The organism is Modestobacter sp. SYSU DS0511 (assembly GCF_054050755.1).
The window spans coordinates 23,689-46,842 of record NZ_JBJGZY010000010.1; the positions used below are offsets into that span (position 1 = coordinate 23,689).

At 73.7% G+C, this 23,154-nt stretch carries 19 protein-coding genes; 6 read left to right on the forward strand and 13 right to left on the reverse strand.

Annotated features, from left to right (window positions below):
* Position 1: 1 nt before the first annotated feature.
* The 3 genes from ACI783_RS06975 to ACI783_RS06985 are packed head-to-tail and all read left to right on the forward strand — an operon-like array spanning position 2 to position 2,849.
* Entirely contained in the window at positions 2–766 is a 765-nt protein-coding gene (locus tag ACI783_RS06975; protein ID WP_457139772.1) for a (Fe-S)-binding protein, read from the forward strand.
* The gene (locus tag ACI783_RS06980; protein WP_457139773.1) at positions 763–2,223 is read left to right on the forward strand and encodes a LutB/LldF family L-lactate oxidation iron-sulfur protein; all 1,461 of its coding nucleotides are present in this window, start codon (positions 763–765) and stop codon (positions 2,221–2,223) included. Before ACI783_RS06975 ends, ACI783_RS06980 begins: the two co-directional genes overlap by 4 nt.
* The gene (locus ACI783_RS06985) at positions 2,220–2,849 is read left to right on the forward strand and encodes a LutC/YkgG family protein (RefSeq protein WP_457139774.1); all 630 of its coding nucleotides are present in this window, start codon (positions 2,220–2,222) and stop codon (positions 2,847–2,849) included. Before ACI783_RS06980 ends, ACI783_RS06985 begins: the two co-directional genes overlap by 4 nt.
* A gap of 33 nt (positions 2,850–2,882) precedes the next feature.
* Here ACI783_RS06985 and ACI783_RS06990 read toward each other — a convergent pair whose 3' ends face one another.
* The 5 genes from ACI783_RS06990 to ACI783_RS07010 form a co-directional block, all read right to left on the reverse strand.
* Positions 2,883–3,059: a hypothetical protein gene (locus ACI783_RS06990; RefSeq protein WP_457139775.1), complete on the reverse strand. Its 177-nt coding sequence runs from the start codon at positions 3,057–3,059 to the stop codon at positions 2,883–2,885.
* 336 nt (positions 3,060–3,395) lie between these two features.
* Complete coding sequence (locus ACI783_RS06995) at positions 3,396–3,584, reverse strand: hypothetical protein (protein WP_457075843.1); 189 nt, start codon at positions 3,582–3,584, stop codon at positions 3,396–3,398.
* Between the two features lie 59 nt (positions 3,585–3,643).
* Complete coding sequence (locus ACI783_RS07000) at positions 3,644–6,034, reverse strand: ATP-binding cassette domain-containing protein (RefSeq protein ID WP_457139776.1); 2,391 nt, start codon at positions 6,032–6,034, stop codon at positions 3,644–3,646.
* Between the two features lie 34 nt (positions 6,035–6,068).
* The gene (locus ACI783_RS07005; protein WP_457139777.1) at positions 6,069–6,548 is read right to left on the reverse strand and encodes a VOC family protein; all 480 of its coding nucleotides are present in this window, start codon (positions 6,546–6,548) and stop codon (positions 6,069–6,071) included.
* 5 nt (positions 6,549–6,553) lie between these two features.
* A complete protein-coding gene (locus tag ACI783_RS07010; RefSeq protein ID WP_457082214.1) occupies positions 6,554–7,003 on the reverse strand; it encodes a helix-turn-helix transcriptional regulator in 450 nt (149 codons plus the stop codon).
* An 83-nt stretch (positions 7,004–7,086) separates the two neighbouring features.
* On the opposite strand from ACI783_RS07010, the gene ACI783_RS07015 reads away from it, so the two are divergent.
* Together ACI783_RS07015 and ACI783_RS07020 are read left to right on the forward strand one after the other, a co-directional pair.
* Positions 7,087–9,333: an EAL domain-containing protein gene (locus ACI783_RS07015; RefSeq protein ID WP_457139778.1), complete on the forward strand. Its 2,247-nt coding sequence runs from the start codon at positions 7,087–7,089 to the stop codon at positions 9,331–9,333.
* A 14-nt stretch (positions 9,334–9,347) separates the two neighbouring features.
* Entirely contained in the window at positions 9,348–9,986 is a 639-nt protein-coding gene (locus tag ACI783_RS07020) for an HD domain-containing protein (protein WP_457082218.1), read from the forward strand.
* Between the two features lie 187 nt (positions 9,987–10,173).
* Here the strand turns inward: ACI783_RS07020 and ACI783_RS07025 are convergent, their stop codons facing one another.
* Positions 10,174–10,605, reverse strand: a complete 432-nt coding sequence (locus ACI783_RS07025) for a VOC family protein (RefSeq protein ID WP_457082220.1) — start codon at positions 10,603–10,605, stop codon at positions 10,174–10,176.
* A 115-nt stretch (positions 10,606–10,720) separates the two neighbouring features.
* On the opposite strand from ACI783_RS07025, the gene ACI783_RS07030 reads away from it, so the two are divergent.
* A complete protein-coding gene (locus ACI783_RS07030) occupies positions 10,721–11,815 on the forward strand; it encodes a helix-turn-helix transcriptional regulator (RefSeq protein ID WP_457139779.1) in 1,095 nt (364 codons plus the stop codon).
* Here the strand turns inward: ACI783_RS07030 and ACI783_RS07035 are convergent.
* From ACI783_RS07035 to ACI783_RS07065, 7 genes are all read right to left on the reverse strand, one after another.
* Positions 11,715–13,487 carry a sulfatase gene (locus ACI783_RS07035; RefSeq protein WP_457139780.1) on the reverse strand — a complete coding sequence of 591 codons (1,773 nt, stop codon included), beginning with the start codon at positions 13,485–13,487 and terminating at the stop codon, positions 11,715–11,717. The genes ACI783_RS07030 and ACI783_RS07035 overlap by 101 nt on opposite strands.
* A complete protein-coding gene (locus ACI783_RS07040; protein WP_457082226.1) occupies positions 13,484–15,034 on the reverse strand; it encodes a carboxylesterase/lipase family protein in 1,551 nt (516 codons plus the stop codon). The genes ACI783_RS07035 and ACI783_RS07040 overlap by 4 nt, the downstream gene beginning before the upstream one ends.
* The gene (locus ACI783_RS07045; protein ID WP_457139781.1) at positions 15,031–17,466 is read right to left on the reverse strand and encodes a beta-glucosidase; all 2,436 of its coding nucleotides are present in this window, start codon (positions 17,464–17,466) and stop codon (positions 15,031–15,033) included. The genes ACI783_RS07040 and ACI783_RS07045 overlap by 4 nt, the downstream gene beginning before the upstream one ends.
* Before the next feature lie 53 nt (positions 17,467–17,519).
* The gene (locus ACI783_RS07050) at positions 17,520–19,088 is read right to left on the reverse strand and encodes a sulfatase family protein (RefSeq protein ID WP_457082231.1); all 1,569 of its coding nucleotides are present in this window, start codon (positions 19,086–19,088) and stop codon (positions 17,520–17,522) included.
* A 56-nt stretch (positions 19,089–19,144) separates the two neighbouring features.
* Positions 19,145–19,987, reverse strand: coding sequence for a formylglycine-generating enzyme family protein (locus tag ACI783_RS07055; RefSeq protein WP_457082233.1), 843 nt, complete (start codon positions 19,985–19,987; stop codon positions 19,145–19,147).
* 113 nt (positions 19,988–20,100) lie between these two features.
* Positions 20,101–22,221 (reverse strand): dipeptide ABC transporter ATP-binding protein, encoded by a 2,121-nt coding sequence (locus ACI783_RS07060; RefSeq protein ID WP_457082235.1) that lies wholly within the window; start codon positions 22,219–22,221, stop codon positions 20,101–20,103.
* Entirely contained in the window at positions 22,218–23,150 is a 933-nt protein-coding gene (locus tag ACI783_RS07065) for an ABC transporter permease (protein WP_457082237.1), read from the reverse strand. Before ACI783_RS07065 ends, ACI783_RS07060 begins: the two co-directional genes overlap by 4 nt.
* Between the last annotated feature and the right edge of the window lie 4 nt (positions 23,151–23,154).

A 23,154-nucleotide genomic window follows, 5' to 3' on the forward strand; every position in this document is an offset into this window, starting at 1 on the left:
GTTGAAGGTCGCACTCTTCGCCACCTGCCTGGTGGACACCATGACGCCGTCGGTGGCGGTGGCCACCGCGGCGCTGCTGCAGCGCCTGGGCCAGGAGGTCGTCGTCCCACCCACCCAGGCGTGCTGCGGGCAGATGCACGTCAACACCGGCTACCGGCGCGAGGCGGTGTCGATCGTCGCCAACCACGTGCGCGCCTTCGAGGGTGCGGAGGTGGTCGTCGCGCCGTCCGGCTCCTGCGTGGCCTCGATCCACCACCAGCAGGCCGCCGTCGCCCGGCGGGCCGGGGACGAGGCGCTGGCGCAGGCCGCCGACGAACTGGCCGGGCGCACGTACGAGCTGTCCCAGTTCCTGGTCGACGTGATCGGGGTGACCGACGTCGGCGCGTACTACCCGCACCGGGTCACGTACCACCCGACCTGCCACTCGCTGCGGATGCTCGGCGTCGGTGACCGGCCGCTGCGGCTGCTCCGCGCGGTGCGCGGGCTGGAGCTGGTCGAGCTGCCCGGCGCGGAGCAGTGCTGCGGCTTCGGCGGCACGTTCGCGGTGAAGAACGCCGACACCTCGACGGCGATGCTGACCGACAAGATGGCCAACGTGCTGGGCACGCACGCCGAGGTGTGCACCGCCGGGGACGCATCCTGCCTGATGCACATCGGTGGCGGGCTGTCCCGGCTGCGCGCGGGCACCCGCACGGTGCACCTCGCGGAGATCCTGGCCGCCACCGAGCACGACCAGGCCCTGGTCACCGGGACGGTGACCTCGTGACCGCGACGTTCCTGGGTCTCCCGACCGCCCCCCGCGGGGTCGGCCACCTGCGTGGGGACCAGTCGTTCCCCGATGCCGCCCGCGGTGCCCTCCGCGACGGGCAGCTGCGGGCCAACCTCGGCCACGCGACCAGCACGATCCGCGGCAAGCGGGCCCGGGTGGTCGACGAGGTGCCCGACTGGGCGCAGCTGCGCGCCGCGGGCAAGGCGATCAAGGCCGCGACCATGGCCCGGCTCGACGACCACCTGGTGGAGCTCGAGCGCCAGGTCACCGCCCGTGGCGGCACGGTGCACTGGGCCCGCGACGCCAACGAGGCCAACGCGATCGTCACCCGGCTGGTGCAGGCCACCGGCACCCGGGAGGTGGTCAAGGTCAAGTCGATGGCCACCCAGGAGATCGGCCTGAACGAGGCGCTGGAGGAGGTCGGCCTGGACGTCTTCGAGACCGACCTGGCCGAGCTCATCGTGCAGCTGGGCGAGGACCGGCCCTCGCACATCCTGGTGCCGGCGATCCACAAGAACCGGGCCGAGATCCGGGAGATCTTCGCCGGCACCATCCCCGGCGTCGACCCCCATCTCACCGACGACCCCCGCCAGCTGGCGATGGCTGCCCGCGCCCACCTGCGCGAGCGGTTCCTGCGGGCACGCGTGGCGGTGAGCGGGGCGAACTTCGGCATCGCCGAGACCGGCACGCTGACCGTGGTGGAGAGCGAGGGCAACGGGCGGATGTGCCTGACCCTCCCGGAGACGCTGATCACCGTGATGGGGATCGAGAAGGTGGTGCCGACCTGGCGCGATCTGGAGGTGTTCCTGCAGCTGCTGCCCCGTTCCTCCACCGGCGAGCGGATGAACCCCTACACCTCCACCTGGGCCGGCGTGACCGCCGGCGACGGCCCCCAGGAGTTCCACCTGGTGCTGCTGGACAACGGCCGGACGGCGGTGCTCGCCGACGAGGTGGGCCGCGAGGCGCTGCACTGCATCCGCTGCTCGGCCTGCCTGAACGTGTGCCCGGTCTACGAACGGGCCGGCGGGCACGCCTACGGCTCGGTCTACCCCGGCCCGATCGGCGCGGTCCTCTCCCCGATGCTCACCGGGGTGGAGGACAACGCCTCACTGCCCTATGCGTCGTCGCTGTGCGGCGCCTGTTACGAGGTCTGCCCGGTGGCGATCGACATCCCCTCGATCCTGGTGCACCTGCGCGCCGAGCACGTCGAGGCCCAGGAACGGCCGACCGCCGAGGGCACCGCCTTCCGGGCGCTGGCCCGGGCGATGAGCAACCCGCGGCTGTGGCACCTCACCCAGCGGGTGGCCCGGCTCGGCCGACTGATCGCCCGCGGGCGGCCGACCCTGCCCAACGTGTTCCCGCCGCCGGTCGCCGGGTGGACGCGCAGCCGCGACCTGCCCACCCCGCCGGCGAGGACCTTCGTGCAGCAGTGGACCGAGGAGCACGGGAAGTGAGTTCACGCGAGGAGGTGCTCGGCCGGATCCGGTCCGCGCTCGGGGAAACCCGGTCACCCGCGCCCGAGGTGGCACGCGACTACCGGCAGGCCGACGACGTGCCCGCCGACGCCGCCCTGCTCGACCTCCTCTTCGAGCGGGTCGAGGACTACCGCGCCGACGTGCTCCGCTGCGCGGCCGGTGAGATCGGCGCGACGGTCGCTGCGGCGCTCGACCGGGGGCTCGGCACCGGCTGGCCGGCGTCCGGCGTCGTCGTGGCGCCGGGGCTGCCCGCGGACTGGCGCCCGGCCGGCTGCGACGTCGACGACGACCGGCCCGCCTCCCAGCTGGCCGAGCGGACGGCGTCGGTCACCGCCGTCGCCGTGGCGATCGCCGAGACCGGCACCCTGGTGCTCGACGGCTCCCCCGCCTGCGGCCGGCGCGCGCTGTCCCTGCTGCCCGACGTGCTCGTCTGTGTGGTGACCGCCGACCAGGTCGTCCGCGGGGTGCCCGAGGGCATCGCCCGGCTGGACCCACTGCGGCCGCTGACCATGGTCAGCGGCCCGTCGGCGACCAGTGACATCGAGCTGGAGCGGGTGGAGGGCGTGCACGGGCCGCGCAGCCTGCTGGTGGTGCTGGCCAGCTGACCGGGGCGCCCGCTCCCGCTGCCCGCGGGCGGATCAGGTCTTGCTCTTGCCCTGGGCGCTGGAGTGCTCGTGCCGGTCCTCGCCCTTGCGCACGTGGCGGGTCTGCTTGGACGCGCCGGTGGTCACTCCCGCGGCGCTGGGGGACTCACCATTGCGGTGTGCCTCGCGGACGGCGGCGCGCTGGGCATCTGCATCGTTGTTCTTGGCCATGCCCCTGGGTTTCCCGGAACCGCCGTGAGCACACACCCAGGCACCGGCCGAACCACCCGACACCTCCCCGACGAAGCGGCGACCATCCGGCGCTCGACCACCGGGAACCCCAGCCACCATCAGGCGGAACGGGCACCGGCCACCACCGGCGGAACCCGGACCGCCACCCCCTGACCTGGCGGACGACCGACCCCTTCCGAGCCGACGCCCCCCGGTCGCCATGTCCGCATGCCGTCATGTCGACAAAGCGGCATGCGGACACGGCGCCTCGGGCCCGCCCGCCGGGCGTGGGGTGAGGCGCCGGCGGAAGCCCGCCACACAGGGGGGCGCGGTCGGCTACTCGTGCACCGCCCAGACCTCGGCCGGGCCGCGGGGCGTGTCGACGGTGCGCCGGGGCTCCACCCGCTCGTAGACGCCGAGCCACCGGGGCCCGTCGTAGACCAGCAGCGAGGAGGCGAGGGCGTCGTCCGGCAGGTCGTCGACCTGGCCGTCACGGGGCCCGCCGACGTGGAGGATCAGCGGCATCGAGGCAGTCTAGACAGCGCTGTTTACGTTGTAAACACCCTGTCCACCCGCGGCCGGGCTCACCCGCCGACGTAGGCCGCCAGGTGCTCACCGGTCAGGGTGGCGCGCGAGGCCACCAGGTCGGCCGGGGTGCCCTCGAAGACCACCCGGCCGCCGTCGTGGCCGGCCCCCGGCCCGAGGTCGATGATCCAGTCGGCGTGCGCCATCACCGCCTGGTGGTGCTCGATGACGACGACCGACGTCCCGGCGTCGACCAGCCGGTCGAGCAGGCCGAGCAGCTGTTGCACGTCGGCCAGGTGCAGGCCGGTGGTGGGCTCGTCCAGCACGTAGACGCCGCCCGGCTCCCCCATGTGGGTCGCCAGCTTGAGCCGCTGCCGCTCGCCGCCGGACAGCGTGGTGAGCGGCTGGCCGAGGGTGAGGTAGCCGAGCCCCACGTCGGCCAGGTGGGTCAGCACCTTGTGCGCGGCCGGCGTGCGCGCGTCACCGGCGCCGAAGAACTCCTCGGCCTCCGCCACCGACATGGCCAGCACCTCGCTGATGTCCCGCCCACCCAGGCGGTACTCCAGCACCGAGGCCTGGAACCGCCGGCCCTCGCACTCCTCGCAGGGGGTGGCGACGGCGGCCATCGTCGCCAGGTCGGTGTACACCACCCCGGCGCCCTTGCACGTGGGGCAGGCGCCCTCCGAGTTGGCGCTGAACAGCGCCGGCTTGACGCCGTTGGCCTTGGCGAAGGCCTTGCGGATCGGGTCCAGCAGCCCGGTGTAGGTCGCCGGGTTGCTCCGGCGGGAGCCGCGGATCGGGGTCTGGTCGACCGTCACGACGCCGTCCCGGCCGGACACCGACCCCGAGATGAGCGAGCTCTTGCCCGACCCCGCCACCCCGGTCAGCACCACCAGCACGCCCAGCGGGATGTCGACGTCGACGTCGCGCAGGTTGTGGGTACTCGCACCGCGCACCTCCAGCGCGCCCGACGGCGTGCGGACGGCGGGCTTCACCGAGACCCGGTCGTCGAGGTGCCGGCCGGTGAGGGTGCCGCTGGCCCGCAGCCCCTCGACCGTGCCCTCGAAGCAGATCGTGCCGCCCGCCGTACCGGCGCCGGGGCCGAGGTCGACGACGTGGTCGGCGATCGCGATGGTCTCCGGCTTGTGCTCGACGACCAGCACGGTGTTGCCCTTGTCGCGCAACCGGAGCAGCAGGTCGTTCATCCGCCCGATGTCGTGCGGGTGCAGGCCGATCGTCGGCTCGTCGAAGACGTAGGTGACGTCGGTGAGCGAGGAGCCGAGGTGGCGGATCATCTTGGTGCGCTGCGCCTCGCCGCCGGACAGCGTGCCCGCGGGCCGGTCGAGGCTGAGGTAGCCCAGCCCGATCTCCACGAAGGCGTCCAGGGTCTCCCCCAGCCCGCCCAGCAGCGGTGCCACGGACGGCTCGTCGAGCGCCCGGACCCACTCGGCGAGGTCGCTGATCTGCATCGCGCAGACGTCGGCGATGTTCTTGCCGCGGATCCGCGACGACCGGGCCTCCGCGCTCAGCCGCGTGCCGGCGCAGTCCGGGCAGGTGGTGAAGACGACCGCCCGGTCCACGAACGCCCGGACGTGTGGCTGCATCGCCTCCCGGTCCTTGCTCAGCATCGACTTCTGGATCTTCGGGATCAGGCCCTCGTAGGTCAGGTTGATCCCGTCGACCTTGATCTTGGTCGGCTCGCGGTGCAGCAGGTCGTGCAGCTCGGTCTCGGTGTAGTCGCGGATCGGCTTGTCCGGGTCGAAGAAGCCGGAGCCGCTGTAGATGCGCCCGTACCAGCCGTCGGCGCTGTAGCCGGGGACGGTGAACGGGCCCTCGTTGAGCGACTTGCTGTCGTCGTAGAGCTGGGTGACGTCGATGTCGGTGACCCGGCCCATCCCCTCGCAGCGGGGGCACATGCCGCCGGTGATGCTGAACTCGCGGCGCTCCTTGACCGTCTTCCCGCCCTGCTCGAAGGTGACCGCGCCGGCGCCGCTGATCGAGGCGACGTTGAAGGAGAAGGCCTGCGGCGAGCCGATGTGCGGCTCGCCCAGCCGGCTGAACAGGATCCGCAGCATCGCGTTGGCGTCGGTCGCGGTGCCCACCGTGGAGCGCGGGTTGGCGCCCATCCGCTCCTGGTCGACGATGATCGCCGTCGTCAGTCCGTCGAGCAGATCGACGTCCGGCCGGGCCAGCGACGGCATGAAGCCCTGCACGAAGGCGCTGTAGGTCTCGTTGATCAGCCGCTGCGACTCCGCGGCGATCGTGCCGAACACCAGCGAGCTCTTGCCCGACCCGGAGACGCCGGTGAACACCGTCAGCCGGCGCTTCGGGATCTCGACGCTGACGTCCTTGAGGTTGTTCTGCCGCGCGCCGATCACCCGGATCAGGTCGTGCCGGTCGGCCGCGTGCGTCTCGCGGGACGGCGCGTCGGTCCCGGTGGCCGTGCTCATCGCACTCTCCCTCCGCCCGGCTGGGCCCGGCTGCTCACCGCAGCTGCTGGATCCGGATCAGGTTGCCCGCGGGGTCGCGGACCGCGCAGTCACGCAGACCATAGGGCTGATCGGTCGGCTCCTGGACCACCTCGACGCCGCTGCCGACCAGCGCCGCGAACGTCCCGTCCAGGTCCGGGGTGGCCAGGTTGACCCCGAAGAAGCTGCCCTTGGCCAGCAGCTCCTCGATCGTGCGGCGCTCGGCGTCGGTGAGACCGGGCCCGGCGGCCGGCGGGTGCAGCACGATCGCCGTGTCGGGCTGACCGGGCGGGCCCACGGTGATCCAGCGCATCCCCTCGTACCCGACGTCGAGGCGGACGTCGAACCCGAGGACGTCGCGCCAGAACCGCAGGGAGGCGTCCGGATCGCTGTGCGGCAGGAAGCTGGAGTGGATGGTGAGGTCCATGTCCCTGGCGTCCTTGCTGTCCCTGGCGTCCTGGCTGTCCCTGGCGTCCCTGGCGTCCTTGGTGTCCATGCCGGTCACGCTAGGGACGGCACGGGTGCCGGTGCTTCTCGATTCCTGACCGGTCTGGTCACCTGCCGGGCCACGCACGGCGACATGCCCGCCGTCGCCCCCGCCGCCTCCCGCCGGTAGACGCTGGGCGGCACGCCGACCAACTCGGTGAAGCGGGTGCTGAAGGTGCCCAGCGATGAGCAGCCCACAGCGAAGCACACCTCGGTGACGCTCAGGTCACCCCGGCGCAGCAGCGCCATCGCGCGTTCGATGCGCCGGGTCATCAGGTAGGCGTGCGGCGGCTCCCCGTAGGCGGCCCGGAACGCCCGGCTCAGGTGGCCGGCGGACATGTGCGCGCCCCGGGCGAGCGCCTCGACGTCCAGGGGACGGGCGTGCTCCCGGTCGATCCGGTCGCGGACCCGGCGCAGCCGCGCGAGGTCGCTCAGGCGCTGGTCGGCGGCCGATGAACTGCTCACCGGCCGGATCCTGCCGTACCCCGTGGGCGAGTGGCGTGCTCGACGCCGCGCCCGTCGCCGGACCACGTGGGAGGCTGAGGTGCATGCCCCGGCCGCTGCGCTCGGTTGACGCGGTGCGATCGCTGTTCCAGCCGATCGTCGACCTGCACGACGGTGCGCTGGTGGCCGTGGAGGCGCTGTCGCGCGGCGAGGCCGCGCCCCTGGAGTCACCGACCCGCCTGTTCGCCGCCGCCGCGGCCGCCGGGACGACCGCGGCGCTCGACCGCGCCTGCCTGCGCGCCGCGCTGGCCGGGGTGGCCGACGTCCCCGAGCCCACGACGCTGTTCGTGAACATCGAGCCGGCGACCCTGGCGACCCTCTCCGCGGACGACCTGGCCGAGCTCGCCGAGCGCACCCCGGCGCTGGTGCAGATCGTGCTCGAGGTGACCGAACGCGACCTGCTGGAACGCCCGGCGGACCTCGTCCGCGGGGTGCGGCGGGCCCGGGACATCGGCTGGCGGGTGGCGCTGGACGACGTCGGCGCCGAGCCGGCCGGGCTGGCGCTGGTGTCCTTCCTGCGACCGGACGTCATCAAGCTCGACCTGGCCCTGGTGCGGGGGCACACCACGCTGCAGGTGGCCGGGGTGGTCAACGCCGTCCGGGCCGAGGCGGAACGCTCCGGCGCCGTCGTCCTGGCCGAGGGGATCGAGACCGAGCAGCACCTCGAGCGGGCCCTGGCACTGGGTGCCCGGCTGGGGCAGGGCTGGATGTTCGGCCGCCCCGAGCCGCGGCTGCCGACCGGCATGCGGGCGGTGCGCTTCCGGCCGCGGAGCCCCCGGGTGGTGGCGTCGGCGGAGGGGGCGGCGGCGGAGGGGGCGGCGGCGGAGGGGGCGGCGGTCACGCCGTACACGGTCCTCGCCACGGCGACGGCGCCCCAGCGCACCAGCGTGCCGCTGCTGGCGTCGATGACCCGCCAGCTCGAACGGCAGGCCCTGCTGCTGGACGAGCAGACCGTGGTCCTGGCGAACTTCCAGCACGCGGCGTCGCTGAACGCGCGCACGCGCCGCCGGTACGAGACGCTCGGCAGCGTCACCGCCCTGACCGCGGTGACCGGCGTCGGCATGCCCGCCGAGCCGGTCCCGGGAGTCGTGGGCACTGCGCTGGAGCCCGACGACCCGCTGGCCGCCGAGTGGGTCGTGACGATCGTCAGCCCGCACTTCGCCGCCGCGCTCGCCGCGCGCGAGGTGCCGCCGGGGGTCCGCGGGTCCGGGGGGCCGGCCGAGGCCACGGAGCGGCGGCTGGACTACGCGCTGACCTACGACCGACAGCGGGTGCTCGACGCGGCCGGCCTCGTGCTGGACAGGGTGCGGCCCATGACCACCGGCCCGGCCCAGGTGCTGGTGACCGAGCACCGCGCCGACACCGAGGTCCTCCGGGTGGCCGAGGACGAGCTGCCCGACCTGATGCTGCGGGCCGTCGCCGTCGCGAGCAACGGCATCGTCATCGCCGACGCGCGGCTGCCCGACCTGCCCCTGGTCTACGTGAACGCCGCGTTCCTGCGCATCACCGGGTACACCGAAGCGGAGGTCCTGGGCCGCAACTGCCGCTTCCTCCAGGGCCCGGACACCGACGCCAGCCAAGTCCAGCCGATCCGCCGGCGGCTCCTCGCCGGCCGTGACGTGCACGCGGTGCTGCTCAACCACCGGCGCGACGGCTCCCCGTTCTGGAACGAGGTCCGGGTCAGCGCCGTCTGGAACGGCGGGGAGATCACCCATTACATCGGCAGCCAGCTCGACGTGACCGCCCGCGTCGAACGGGAACGGCGGACGACGTACCTCGCGCACCACGACGAGCTGACCGGCCTCCCCAACCGGGCGCACGTGCTGGAGCACCTGGACCTCGAGCTGCGCCGGGCCCGGCGGAGCGGGAGCACCGTCGCCGTCGTGCTGATCGACCTCAACGGGTTCAAGGCCATCAACGACCGCTTCGGCCACGCCGTCGGCGACGCGGCGCTCGTCGGGGCGGCGACCCGGCTGCGCGGGGCGCTCCGCGCCGGCGACCTGCTCGGACGGCTCGGCGGGGACGAGTTCCTCGCCGTCCTCGCCGTCCTGCCCCCGACCGACGGCGTGCCGCCGGGTCTCCGGGGCACGGTCACCGCCGAGGAGACCGTCCGCCGCGTGCAGCAGCACCTGCACGCCGCGCTCGGCCGCCCGCTCGAGCTGGCCGGCGTCACCGTCCGGCTGACCGCCAGCTCGGGGGCCGCGCTCTTCCCCCGGGACGCCGACGACGCCGCGACGCTGATCGCCCGGGCGGACGCGGTGATGTACCTGGGCAAGCCCCGGACCGCCTGACCGAGAGGAACCCCGTGACCGAGACCATCGCCGGCGTCGCCGTCCCCGACTCCACCCTGACCAGGGAGGCCACGGAGCTGGTCCGCGACGCCACCGACGACCTGCTCTTCCACCACTCCCGCCGGGTCTTCCTCTTCGGCTCGCTCCAGGGCCGGCGGCTGGGCCTGAGCGCCGACCCGGAGCTGCTCTACGTCGGCGCGATGTTCCACGACCTGGGCCTGACCGAGCGCCACCGCCGCGACGACCAGCGGTTCGAGCTCGACGGCGCGGACGAGGCGCGGGCGTTCCTGCAGGCGCACGACGTGCCCGAGCCGCGGGTGCGGCTGGTCTGGGAGGCGATCGCGCTGCACACCACGCCCGAGGTGCCCTGGCGGCTGGAGCCGGAGATCGCCCTGGTCACTGCCGGCGTGGAGACCGACGTCCTGGGCATCGGCTACCGCGACCTCCCACCCGCCGACGTCGCCGCGGTGACCGCCGCCCATCCCCGTCCCGGGTTCAAGACGGCGATCGTCGATGCCTTCGCCGACGGCTTCCGCCACCGCCCCGACACCACGTTCGGCACGGTCAACGGCGACGTCCTGGAGCACCGGGTGCCCGGCTACCGGCACGTCGACTTCGTGGAGGTCATCGAGAACTCGCCCTGGCCGGAGTGACCGGCGCGCCGGAGGACGCCAGGAGCTGGTGCGGACGGCGGGGCACTGGGGCGCCCGGGTCATCGCCACGCAGCGGCCGACCGCGCCCGACGCCGCCACCGGTGCTGCGGACCGCTCGCCCGCGCGACCGCTGACCGGCCGCACCGGGGGCAGCGGACCCCTCGGCCCGCGCCCCCGGCCGGACGGGTCAGCCGTTGTACGGGATGACCACGTCGAGGACCCAGGTCACCCCGAAGCGGTCGGTGACCATGCCGTAGAGCGGGGCGTGGCCCGCCGGGCCCAGCGACGCCCGCACGGTGCCGCCCTCTGCCAGCCCGTGCCAGTACCGGGTGATCTCCTCGGCGTCGTCGCCGCGCACCGAGACGTGGACGGCGTCGGTGCCGGCGTCGTACGGCCGGTTCGGCGGGACGTCGAACGCCATGACCGAGAAGCCGCCGGGCGACTGCACGCCGCCCCACTTCAGCTGGTCGGGCACGGCCCCGTCGGCGGCGTCCCGCTCGTCGCCGCCCTGGGCGAACGTGAACGCCATGACCTCCCCACCGAAGACGGTGGCGTAGTGCTCCAGTGCCTCGCGGGCCTGGCCGCGGAAGTTCAGGTGGGTGGTCGTGGTGACGCTCATGTCGGGCTCCTCGCCTCTGGGTCCTGCCCACCGGCGCTGCTCGCCGGCGGTGTGCAGCCACTCTGGCGAGGAAAGCGGACAGGTTCTGTCCTCTACCCGGGGCATCATCGGCGACGTGAACGGAACCTCCTCCCGGCTGCTGGCGCTGCTGTCGCTGCTGCAGGCGCGCCGGGACTGGCCCGGCGCCGTGCTCGCCGAGCGGCTCGGGGTCACCCCGCGCACCGTGCGCCGCGACGTGGACCGGCTCCGGGAGCTCGGCTACCCGGTGCAGGCGGTCAAGGGCCCCGACGGCGGGTACCGCCTCGCGGCCGGCGCGCAGCTGCCGCCGTTGCTGTTCGACGACGACCAGGCGGTCGCCCTCGCCGTCGCGCTGCGGGTCGCCGCGGCCAGCGGAGCGGGGATCACCGAGGCGGCGGCCCGCGCCCTGGCCACCGTGCGCCAGGTGATGCCGGCCCGGCTGCGGCACCGGGTCGACGCCGTCCAGGTCACGCCTGTTCCCGCCGACGGCGACCAGCTCGACCCGGCGGTGCTGGTGGCGCTCACCACCGCGATCCGTGCGCGGGAGGTGCTGCGCTTCGACCACGCCGCCGCCTCCTCCGGGGACGACCCGGCGCAGCCCCCACCCCTGCGGCGGGTGGAGCCGCACCACCTGGTCAGCCGGGCCGGGCGGTGGTACCTCGTCGGCTGGGACCTCGACCGCGCCGACTGGCGGACCTTCCGCGCGGACCGGATCAGCCCGCGCACCCCCACCGGTCCGCGCTTCACCCCCCGCGGCCTACCCGGTGACGACGTCGCGGCCTTCGTCGACGCCCGGTTCCGGGGCTCGACCGGCGCCGCCGGGTGGCCCTGCACCGGCGTGGTCGAGCTGGAGCTGCCGGCCACGGAGGTGGCGCCGTTCGCGCTCGACGGGACGGTGGAGCCGCTCGGCCCCGGGCGCTGCCGGCTGACCCTGGGCGCCTGGTCCTGGGTCGGGCTGGCCGCGACGCTCGGCCGGTTCGACACCGGGGGTCCGCGTCGTCGGCCCACCGCAGCTGCGCGACGCCTGCGCCACGCTCGCCGCCCGCTACGCCGCCGCGGCGGAGGGCTGACCACGGGGCCGTGGCACCCCGTCAGCGGACGGCGAGGTCCTCGGCCAGTGCCCGCAGCGTCGCGGCAGGCAGCAGCGCGGCCCGCGCCATGCCCAGCAACCCCATGGTCGGCGGGATCGTGAGCAGCTCCGTCTGGGTGAGCTCGGGGGCGTGCCGCTCCACCACCGCCCGCGCCCGGTCGTCCTGCAGCAGCCGGGGCAGCGGCTCGGTCAGCAGGTCGGCGGCGGGCAGGTCGGCCAGCGGCGGCAGCGGCTCGGCAGTGGCGGCAGCCCGGTCGGCCTGCGCCCGCACCAGCAGGTGCTCGGCGCCGATCTCGCCGTCGAACGGGATGCCCAGCCGCTGGAACTGGCTGGCCGGTGCGTCGTTCTCGTGCATCAGTCGGGCCAGCAGCCGCAGCATCCGGAGCTCGACGTCGTCGTCCTGCAAGGGGTGCTGCTGGCCGGGGTCCGCCGCCAGGTCGAACAGCAGCGTCCCGTGCAGCCAGGGGTTGTTCCGGGCCGGGCCGGCCGGGATGCGCATGGTCCGCAGGCCCTTGGTGAACGAGAACGGCTCGGCCGGCTCCCAGGCGGCGAGCTCCCCCACCCCGAACCGGCTGCGCATGTGGTTGGGCATCAGGGTGTGCTCGTCCAGCGGGGCGTTGGCGGCCTCGGCCGGCGCCCGCATGTAGACGTACCGGCCGTCGGTGACGTTGACGTGGCCCCCGTGCGCCCCGAAGAGCGCACCCTCGCGGGCCAGGCGGCCTGCGGCCAGCGCATCGGCCAGGTCCCGGCCCTGCATGTCCGGTGTCGGCTCGAGGCCGAAGAAGCGGAGCAGCGTCGGCGCCAGGTCGATCGTCTGGGCCAGCGCCCCGCAGCGCGTGCCCCGCTCACCGGTGCGCGGGTCCCAGAGGAAGAAGGGCAGGCGGACCAGCTCGTTGAACCACGGCATCGCCGACTTGGCCCACCAGCCCCGCTCGCCGAGCAGGAAGCCGTGATCGGTGTTGACGATCAGCATGGTGTCGGCCCACATGTCGTGGCCGTCCATGAAGTCCAGCAGCCGTCCGAGCGACGCGTCGCACATCGAGACCAGCGCCGCGTACTCGTACCGTGCGTGCTCGACCTGGTCGGCGGGCTCGGTCACCTTCTGGTAGCCGGGCCAGTCGAACTCCGGGCCGTCGTAGTCGTGCGCGTAGCGCTTCTTGTAGTCCTCGTGCGTGAAGAACGGCTCGTGCGGGTCGAACAGCTCCAGCTGCAGCAACCAGTTGTCCGCGTCGGCGTTGGTCTCCAGGAAGTGGATCCCGGCATCGACCGTGCGGGTCTGGTTGTGATCGGCCTCGGTCGGCATGTAGCTGCGGTTGATGACGTCCTGCCGACGCATCGCCTGGAAGAACGGCGGGCCGGGGTAGCTGACCACCGGGTCGGTGGGCCGCGGGACGACACCCTTCCACGGGTCGCCCTCCTGGCCGCGGAAGAACTCCCAGGTCGAGTAGCGGGTGTGGTAGTCGCCGCCGCCGTCCTCGAAGTAGTGCTGGTGGTCGGTGGCGAGGTGGGTGTGCACGCCGGCCTGCTTCAGCAGTTCCGGCATCGAGTCGTCGAACGGCTCGAGCGGCCCCCAGCTGCGGTGCAGGAAGTTGTACCGGCCGGTGTGCATCTCCCGGCGGGCCGGCATGCAGGGCATCGACCCGGCGTAGAAGCTGTCGAACGTCACCGTGCGCTCCGCCAGCCGGGCGAAGTTGGGGGCGTCGACGAACGTGTCGCCGTAGGACGGCAGCATGTGCCGGTTCAGGCTGTCGAACATCAGGACGATGGCCTTCATGCGTGCTCCTCGGGGAGGTCGGCTGCGGGACGTTCAGGTCGGGCGGCGGTGCTGAGGGCCTGCTGGAGTCGACGCTCGACCTCGTACAGCGGCCCAGGGTGGCTGTCCTGGTCGAACACCATGCCGATCCGGCCGTCGGTCCACCGGGCCCAGCCGGGGTCACCGTCCCGGACGAACCGGACCCACGCGCCGTGCATGGCGTCGGCCAGCGGCTGCGGTGGGTTCTGCCCCAGTGCCGCCGGCACTCCCACGGCGTCGAGCAGGTCCCAGGCGAAGGGGATCTCCGCGCAGTGCACGGCCAGCCCCAGCGGCGTCCCGGACCAGCGGAAGTCGTAGAGCCAGGTGCGGTCCGCCGGGCCGCCGCGGGTGGCCCGCGCCTCGGCCCAACGCAACAGGGGCAACCGGAACGTCGTCTCCGTGCGCAGCTGCGCGAGCCGGTGCGCCGGCTCGGTCAACTCCGGGTTCCCGCGGAGCAGGTCCTCGGCAGCGGCAGCCGGCAGCCCCGCCTGCACGAGGACGGCGTGCACGTCCTCGCCCGCCAGGGCGTCGCGGGCACGGGTCAGCACCATCGTGAACTCGTGCGCGGTGCTGCCGGCCAGCAGCCGCTTGTCCGCACCCACCCCCTGTGCCAGGGCCTGCTCCACCGGTTGGGGGACCAGGTCACCGTCCACGACCGGCCCGAAGGCCAACCCGTCGTCACTGGGGAAGAGGCTCGTGCGCGCGAACGCGACCGGGTCCACCGGCCCCGACTGCGGGCGGAACCCGAAGGGCGCCTGGACGTCGAGCACCTCGTCCTCGCTCAGCCGGGACCAACCGGCGCGCGTGGGAGCCACCCCGGCGGCCGCCGCCATCCTCCGTCCGATCTGCTCGCACGCGGCCGCGTCCTGCGTGCGGTCCGCGCCCGACTGGCTGATGACCGCACGGAACAGGTGCTGTGCCCGCGGGACGGCCAGCAGTGACATGACGGAGCTGCCGCCCGCGGACTGCCCGGCGATGGTGACCGCTGCCGGGTCTCCCCCGAACGCGGCGATGTTCTCCTGCACCCACTCCAGCGCCGCGATCTGGTCGAGGAGACCACGGTTCAGTGGCGCGTCCTCGATCCACCCGTACCCGTCGAAGCCCAGCCGGTAGGAGAGCGAGACCACCACGACGCCGTCCCGGTTGAACGCGGAGCCGTCGTACCAGGGGCTCGCCGACACCCCGGAGACGAATCCCCCACCGTGGATCCAGACGAGGACGGGCAGCCGCGCTCCGGGCTCTCCGGGCGCCGGTGTGAAGACGTTCAGGCTCAGGGTGTCGTCCCCGGGCACCGACCGTTCCGGGACCATGGTGACCGCTCGGAACGGGCGCCGCTGTGGCGTCGGCCCGATCTCGGTAGCCGCCCGCTCCCCGTCCCACGGCGCCACGGGCACCGGTGCGGCGAAGCGGAGCGGCCCGACCGGCGGCTGCGCGTACGGGATGCCCAGGAACGCTGCGCCGGTGTCGCGCTGGACCCCGACGACGGTGCCCGAGGTGGTCGCGACCCTGGGCGCGCTGTCCGCGCTCACGAGAGGGCCAGCCGCGCGCGGACGTCGCCCAGGCCGCGGGCGAGCACGAGCTGACCGGCCGCGGGCAGCAGGTCCCAGTCCCCCGAGGCAACGTCCCACCGGCGCCACATCCGCAGGTCGGTCGGCACCTCCACGGTCCGGCTCTCCCCCGGTTCGACGATCACCGCCTGCCAGCCGGCCAGCCGGACCGGTTGCTCGGGGTCGGCCGGCTGCAGGTAGACCTGCACCACCTCCCGGCTCCGCCGCAGACCGGTGTTGGTCACGGTGACCGCGACGCCGGGGCGCTCGGCGCCGGCCACCAGCCGCGCGTCCGAGTACTCCCAGTCCCCGTAGCCCAGGCCGTGCCCGAACCAGAACAGCGGCACCGGCGCCCGGCCGGCGGCGTGCCCGCGGTGGCCCAGGAAGGCTCCCTCGGCGTAGACCAGCCGGCCGTCGACCGGCGTCACCGACCAGGCCGGGGCTGCGCCGTCCGCGACCGGCCAGGTGGAGACCAGCCGGCCGGCGGGCTCGCGGTCGCCCAGCAGCACCGCGGCGACCGCGTGGCCGGCCTCCTGCCCGGGCAGCCCGGCGACGAGCACGGCGTCCACCTCCTCGATCCACGGCATCAGCACGGGGGTCGCGGAGTTGACCACGACCACGGTGCGCCGGGCCGCGGCAGCCACCGCCCGGACCAGGGCGTCCTGCTCGCCGGGCAGCGCGAGGGTCGACTTGTCGACCGACTCGGTCTCCTGCTCCTCGGTCATCCCGACGACGACCACGGCGACGTCGGCCCCCCGGGCGGCGTCCGCCGCCTCGCGGAGCACCACGTCGCGGTCGCGCGGCGCGGGGCCGGCGACCAGGCCGAACAGCCCGGCTCCCGCCATCCGCCCCGGTCGGCCCAGCCCGCTGGCCGTGCGCAGGTCGACGGTGGCCTCGACCAGCGCGCCGTCGGGCACCTCGGCCAGGACGGTGCCCGACGGCGGCCGGAGGATCGCTTCGCCGGCGTCCTCCGTCGACAGCCGGAGCTGGAAGCCCCCGACCGGGGTGCCGGCCACGGCGAACCGCCAGTTGCCGACCCCGAGGGCGCCGAGCTGCATCTCGCCACCGTGCGGGACCACCGCCCGGAAACGGGCCTCGGTCACCGGCGCCGGCAGGTCGTCGTCGACACCGATCATGCTGGTGGCCGTCCGTTCGTGCCGCTCCTCGATCAGCTCGCCGTCGGCACCCAGCAGCAGCAGGTGCACGCCGCTCTCGCCGCTGGTCGGGTCGAGCACCGTCCCGGCCCGGGCCGCCACTGCCCGGCTGCGCACCTCGACACCGTCGAGGACGTTCACCGCGGACCCCAGCGACGAGGTGAGCCCGTCGGCGATGCTCACCTGGTGCACCGCCCTCACCTGGGCTGATCCGCCGCCCATGCAGACGGTGTCGATCGCGTGCCGTCCGATGAGCGCCACCGTGGTCCCACGCTCGAGGGGCAGGGTGGCCCGCTCGTTGCGGACCAGGGTCATGCCCTGGGCCGCCAGCCGGGTGAGCTGCTCGCGGCGCAGGTCGCTGTCCGGCCGGGGCAGCTCGGCGACCACCGGCCGGGGCGCCCCCAGGGCCTTCACGCGCTCGGCCAGCAGCAGCAGCCGGTGCAGGTGCTCGTCGACGATCCGCTCCGCCACCTCTCCCGCCGAGACCGCTGCCACCAGGGCATCACCCCACGGCCCGACCGGTCCGGGCATGACCAGGTCCAGCCCGCCGTTGGCCGAGGCCGCGGTGCTCCGGGTGGCGAACCAGTCGGAGACGACCAGCCCGTCGTAGGCCCACTCCCCCTTGACGACGCCGTTCAGCAGCCCGTCGTGCTCGGTCGCGGACACCCCGTTCACCCGGTTGTAGGCAGCCATGACCGACCACGGCTGGGCGTCGGCGACGGCCATCTCGAACGGCAGCAGGTAGACCTCGCGCAGCGTGGCCTCGTCCACCACGCTGTCCACCGAGTGCCGTTCGGTCTCGGACTCGTTGGCGACGACGTGCTTCAGGCAGGCCCCGATGCCCTGCTCCTGCAGGCCCCGCACATAGGCGGTGGCCAGCCGGCCGGAGAGGTAGGGGTCCTCCGAGAACGCCTCGAAGAGGCGGCCGCCCAGCAGGCTCCGGTGCAGGTTGATCGTCGGGCCGAGCACCACGTGGACGTCCTGCGCCCGGGCCTCCTCGGCGAGCAGCCGCCCGGTCTCGTGCAGCACCTCGTCGCTCCACGCCGAGGCGAGCAGCGACGCGTTCGGGAAGAGCGTCACCGGGGGCCCGCTGGTGAAGGTCAGCCCGCGCACCCCGGTCGGCCCGTCGGACAGGTGGATTTCGGCGAGGCCGATGTCCTCCTCGGCGTGCAGGCCGTACATCGTGCTGCCGGTGAGCAGCCGCACCTTGGCCTTGAGGTCGAGCCGGGCGATCAGGGCATGCAGATCCGGGCGGGGCATCGGAGTGCTTCTCTCTGGCGTCGTTGCGAGGGTCACGGAGCCGGGGCGGCCGCTCAGTCGAGCTCGTCGTCGCGCTGGGCGAACATCCGCGCCATGCGGACCCGGCGCTCCGGCGTCCAGGACTGCTCCGAGGCGTGCCAGGAGACCGGGGTCGCGCCCACGGCCGTGGCCAGCTGCTGCTCGAGGTCGTCGGCCAGGTGCGCACGTCCGGTCGCGCGGAGGTGCTCGGCGTACATGACCGGGTCGTTGTAGTACGTCGGCCCCACCTGCAGCGTGGTCTGCATTGGATCCGGCAGCGCGCCGGGCCGGCCGGCGTAGGTGTGCCACCACTCGGCCAGGTGGGTGCGCATCGTCCCCGCCAGCTCCGGCTGCTCCTCGACCAGGTTGCGGGTCAGGTGCGGGTCGGTGGTGACGTCGTAGAGCTGCTCCCAGTCCACCTTCATGCAGCCCGGGTGGTACGTGCGGATGTACATGTGGTCGCGGGTGCGCACCGCGCGCTGGTAGGTGTGCGCCCCCTGGCCGAGCACCAGGTACTCCCGCGAACCGATCTCCTCCCCCCGCACCGCACCGGCGAAGGAGGTGCCCTGCCAGCCAGAGGGGATCGGGACGCCGAGCAGGTCGCACAGCGTGGGAGCCAGGTCGATGTTGTAGAGCAGGCTGTCGCAGTGCCGGGCCGACTCGGGCAGGTCGTCGGTGACGCCGGGCCAGTAGACGACCAGGGGCAGGCGCAGCACCGCCTCGTTGGCGTGGCCGTGCTCGCCGTAGGACCCGTTCTCGCCGAAGGACTCGCCGTGGTCGGCGCTGACGATGATCGCCGTCTCGTCGGCGATGCCGAGCTCGTCCAGCGTCGCCAGCAGCTCCCCGAACAGCTGGTCCCAGTACATGATCGTGCCGTCGAAGCCGTTGATCAGGTGCTCGAAGTCCGCCCGGGTGCGGATCTGGTCCGGTGCGTTGTGCGGCGTGGGCGACTTCTGCGGGACGACGCTGTAGTGCAGGTCGACCGCGCTGCGCGGGCCGTAGACCTCCTGGTGGCCGTCGATCGCGGCCTGGTCCGGCCAGGCCGGCGGCGGGCCCGAGGCGGCGGCCTTCTCCGTCCAGCCGGGCTCGGTGAGGTAGGGGGTGTGCGGCTCCCAGTAGGTCAGGTGCAGGTACCAGTCGTCCTCGTCGGCGTGGCGGCGGATCCAGTCCAGCCCCACCCGGTTGATCGCGCTGCCGTCCTCGTCGTTGATCTCGTTGGTGGCGCGGATCGACTCCCGGAAGTTGCCGAGGAAGTGGTACGCCCGGTGGCGCTCGGCGAACATCGAGACCGCCGCGGTGTACCAGCCGTGGTCACCGAGCCGCTGGCCCAGCAGCGGGCGTTCGGGGTGCGGCCGGTGGCCGGAGTCCAGCCGGTACCGGGCGGCCTCCCCGAAGTGCCCGATGACCCCGTTGCTGATGCCGAACTGGCCGCTGGTCAGCGCCGTACGCGAGGGCAGGCACGGGGAGTCCGAGCAGTAGTAGCGGTCGAAGGTGACCCCTCGGTCGGCCAGCGCCTGCAGGTTGGGCGTGGTGGGCCGGGCGTAGCCGTAGGGGGTGGTGTGGTCGGCGCGCAGGGTGTCGACGTCGATGTAGATGATGCGCATGGGTCGCCTCCGGGACGGTTCGGTTCGGACGCTGGGGCTTCGGGCGACGCGCCGGCTCAGCCGGCGTCGCGGGCGCAGCGGAAGCCGGTGTTCCCGCCGGCGCTGCCGAGCTCGTTGCGGGTACGGGCGGCCACCCGGTAGCGGTTGCAGTAGCTGTCGTGGCAGAGGTAGGAACCGCCGCGCATGACCTTGCCGGGGCCGGCCGCCGGCCCGGCCGGGTCGCGGACCCGGCCGGTCGGGTGGTCGGTCCCCCACCAGTCGGCGCACCACTCCCACACGTTGCCGGCGGTGTTGAACAGCCCGAAGTCATTGGGCGGGAAGGCGTGGACCGGGGCGGTGCCGGCGAAGCCGTCCTCGGCGGTGTTCTTCACCGGGAAGCGGCCCTGCCAGATGTTCGCCCGGTGCTCCCCGCCCGGGGTGAGCTCGTCCCCCCAGGGGTAGCGCCGCTGGTCGTGCCCACCCCGGGCCGCGTACTCCCACTCCGCCTCGGTCGGCAGCCGCTTGCCCGCCCAGGTGGCGTAGGCGACCGCGTCGTCCCAGGACACGTGGACCACCGGGTGGTCGCCTCGGTCGTCCAGCGAGCTGCCCGGCCCCTCCGGCCGGCGCCAGTCGGCGCCGGTGACCGCCGCCCACCACGGCGTGATGTCCGGGCGCGGGGAGATCCGGCGCAGCTCGCCGGGGAGGAAGCCGGCGAATACGTACGACCACCCGAACCGCTCGGCCTCGGTCACGTACCCGGTGGCCTCGACGAAGGTGGCGAACTCGTCGTTGCGGACGGCGTACCGGTCGATCAGGAAAGGGGACAGCTCGACCTCACGCACCGGCCCCTCCCCGTCGGAGGGGAAGCCGTCCGTGTCGGTCGTCCCCATCCGGAAGGCACCGCCGGGCAGGTGCACCATCGCCTCCTGCCCCACCACGGTGCCCGCCGGAGCGACCCCGGGAGCGGGACCCGGCGCCGGGCGGCCCGGGGGTGCGGAGTCCGCCCCCCGGGCCGGGGCGCAGCAGGAGCCGGTCACGCCGGCGCCCCCGCGCGGGACAGCTCCCCCGCGAAGTGGCAGGCGGCCAGCTGGCCGGTCGGGGTCGGCTCCAACGCCGGTGCCTGCTCGATGCAGATCGTGCGGTCGGGGTGCGCGAGCGGGCCGATCGGGCACCGGGTGCGGAACCGGCAGCCCGACGGAGGGTTCTTCGGGCTGGGCAGGTCCCCGCCCAGCACGATCCGCTCCCGGTCCCGCTCGGCGGTGTCCGGGACGGGCGAGGACGCCAGCAGCGCCGCGGTGTACGGGTGCTGGGGGTTGCTGTACACCGCCTCCGCGTCGCCCATCTCGACGAACGACCCGAGGTACATGACGACCACCCGGTCGGACAGGTGGCGGACCACCGACAGGTCGTGGGCGATGAACAGGTAACCCAGGTCGAACTCGTCGCGCAGCGACTCCAGCAGGTTGATGATCTGCGCCTGGATCGAGACGTCCAGGGCCGACACCGGCTCGTCCAGGATGAGCAACTTCGGCCGCGCCGCCAGCGCACGGGCGATGCCGACCCGCTGGCGCTGCCCGCCCGAGAAGGCGTGCGGGTAGCGGTCGAGGTGCCGCTCGTGCAGGCCGACCCGCTCGACCAGGACACGGGCCTCGTCTCCTCGCTCCGCGGTCGGCACCCCACGGACCGCGAGCGCCTCCTCCAGCGACTGGCGGATGGTGCGCCGGGGGTTGAGCGAGGCGTAGGGGTCCTGGAAGACGTACTGGACGGTCTCCCGCAGCGCTTGGGACCCGGCGCCCTCCTTGGACCCGACGACGTGCTCGCCGACCTGGATCGATCCGGAGGCAGCGGGGTTGATCCCGACGATGGTGCGGGCCAGCGTGGACTTCCCGCAGCCGGACTCACCGACCAGCCCCAGCGTCTCGCCGCTGGAGACCGTGAGGCTGACCCCTGCCACCGCGTAGACCGGTTCATGCTTGCGGAACAGGCTGCGCTTGTCCCCCGCGACGTCGACCTTCAGGTCCTCGATCCGGAGCAGCGGCCTCGACTCGCTGTTCCGGGCCGACCCGGCTGCGTCGTCCGCCCTCAGCGGCGGGATCTCCGTCCCGCGCTGGGTGACGTGGCAGGCGGCCAGGTGTCGTTCACCCTCCCGCGGCAGCAGCTCGGGGACCCGCTCGGCGCAGACGTCCTCGGCCAGCCGGCAGCGCGGCTGGAACGGGCACCCCGGCGGCAGGTGCGCCGGGTCGGGCGGCGATCCGGGGATCGCCGGCAGCCGGCGGCCGGCGGACTGCTCGTCGATGCGCGGCATCGCGGCGAGCAGGTCGGCGGTGTAGGGCAGCTGCGGACGGCGGAAGATCGTCTCCACCGGCCCGCGTTCCATGACCCGCCCGCCGTACATGACGACGACGTCGTCGCACATCTCCGCGACCACGCCCATGTCGTGCGTGATCATGATGACCGCGATCCCGAGCTCGTCGCGCAACTGCCCCAGCAGCCGCAGGATCTGTGCCTGGATGGTGACGTCCAGGGCGGTGGTCGGTTCGTCGGCGATCAGCAGCGAGGGCTTGCTGGCCAGCGCGACGGCGATGACCACCCGCTGGCGCATGCCGCCGGAGAACTGGTGCGGGTACTCGTCCAACCGCCGGTCGACGTCGGGGATGCCGACCTGCCCCAGGAGCTCGCGGGCCCGGGCGCGGGCCTGCTTCTTGTCGGTGCCGTGCACGATGAGCGCCTCGGCGATCTGGTCGCCGACCGTCATCACCGGGTTCAGCGCCGACTGCGGGTCCTGGAAGACCATGGCGATCTCCTCACCCCGCAGCTCCCGCATCCGCTTGTCGTCCAGGGTCAGCAGGTCGGTGCCGCGGTAGTGGACCTCCCCTGCGGTGATCTGCCCCGGCGACCGCACCATCCGCAGGATCGACCGGGCGGTGACCGACTTGCCCGAGCCGGACTCCCCGACGATGCCGACGACCTGGCCGGGGCGCACCGAGAAGCTCACGTCGTTGACCGCCCGCACCACCCCTTCGGCGGTGCGGAACTCCGTGCGCAGACCGCGCACGTCGAGCAGGGCGTCGGTGCCGGGTGCGCCATCAGCTGGGGCCCCGACGGCGGGGGCGCCCACCGCGGTGGCGCCCGAGTGCTTGGAGGAGAGGGTCATCGCCGGTTCGCCACCTGGTTGAGAGCGTCGGACAGGAGGGTGAAGGCCAGCGCCAGCAGCAGCAGCATGACGCCCGGGCCGATGACGTAGGTCGGGAGCGTCTGCACGTACCGGGCACCGACGTTGAGCATCGCGCCCAGCGAGGGGTTCGGTGGGTTGATGCCCAGGCCGACGATGGACAGGCCGGCCTCGATGAAGATGGCGACCACCATGAACACCGACGCCTGGACCAGCAGCGGGTCGACCACGTTGGGCAGGATGTGCCGGGTCATCACCGTGGACCGCTTGACCCCGAGCACACGGGCGGCCATCACGTACTCCCGCTGCTCCTCGCTCAGCAGTCCGGCGCGGGCCATGCGGCCGAAGCCGGGCAGCCCGGCGACGACGATGGCCAGGAAGAGCGCCAGCCACCCGGTGCCGATGACCAGCACGATCATGATGCCGAGGATGAGCCCGGGGAAGCCGAGGATGATGTCCAGCACCCGCTGCGTCACCGACCCCAGCGTCTTGGACAGGTACCCGGACAGCCCCAGCGCCGTGCCGATCACCATGCTGACCGGCACCGCGGTGAGAATCAGCGAGAGGTCGGTCCGCAGCCCGTAGATGGTGCGGGTCAGGATGTCCCGGCCGAACTCGTCGGTGCCCAGCAGGTGGCTCCCCGAGGGCCCGGCCAGGGCGCCCCGGCCCTGCTGGTCGTACCCGCCGGGGAAGATGACCGGCGCCAGCACCGCCACCCCCACCAGCAGGATCAGCAGCACGGCGGCGGCGATCCCCTTCGGGGTGCGAAGCGCGCTGGCGTACCGCGACCATGCGCCGCCACCGGTGCGGCGCCGACGGCGCCCGGGGTGCGTGGTGGGGACCGGTCCCGAGCCGGGGTCCCCGGCGAGGTCGCCGGGTCCGTTGCTCGACGTGTCGATTGCCTTGGTCATGTCG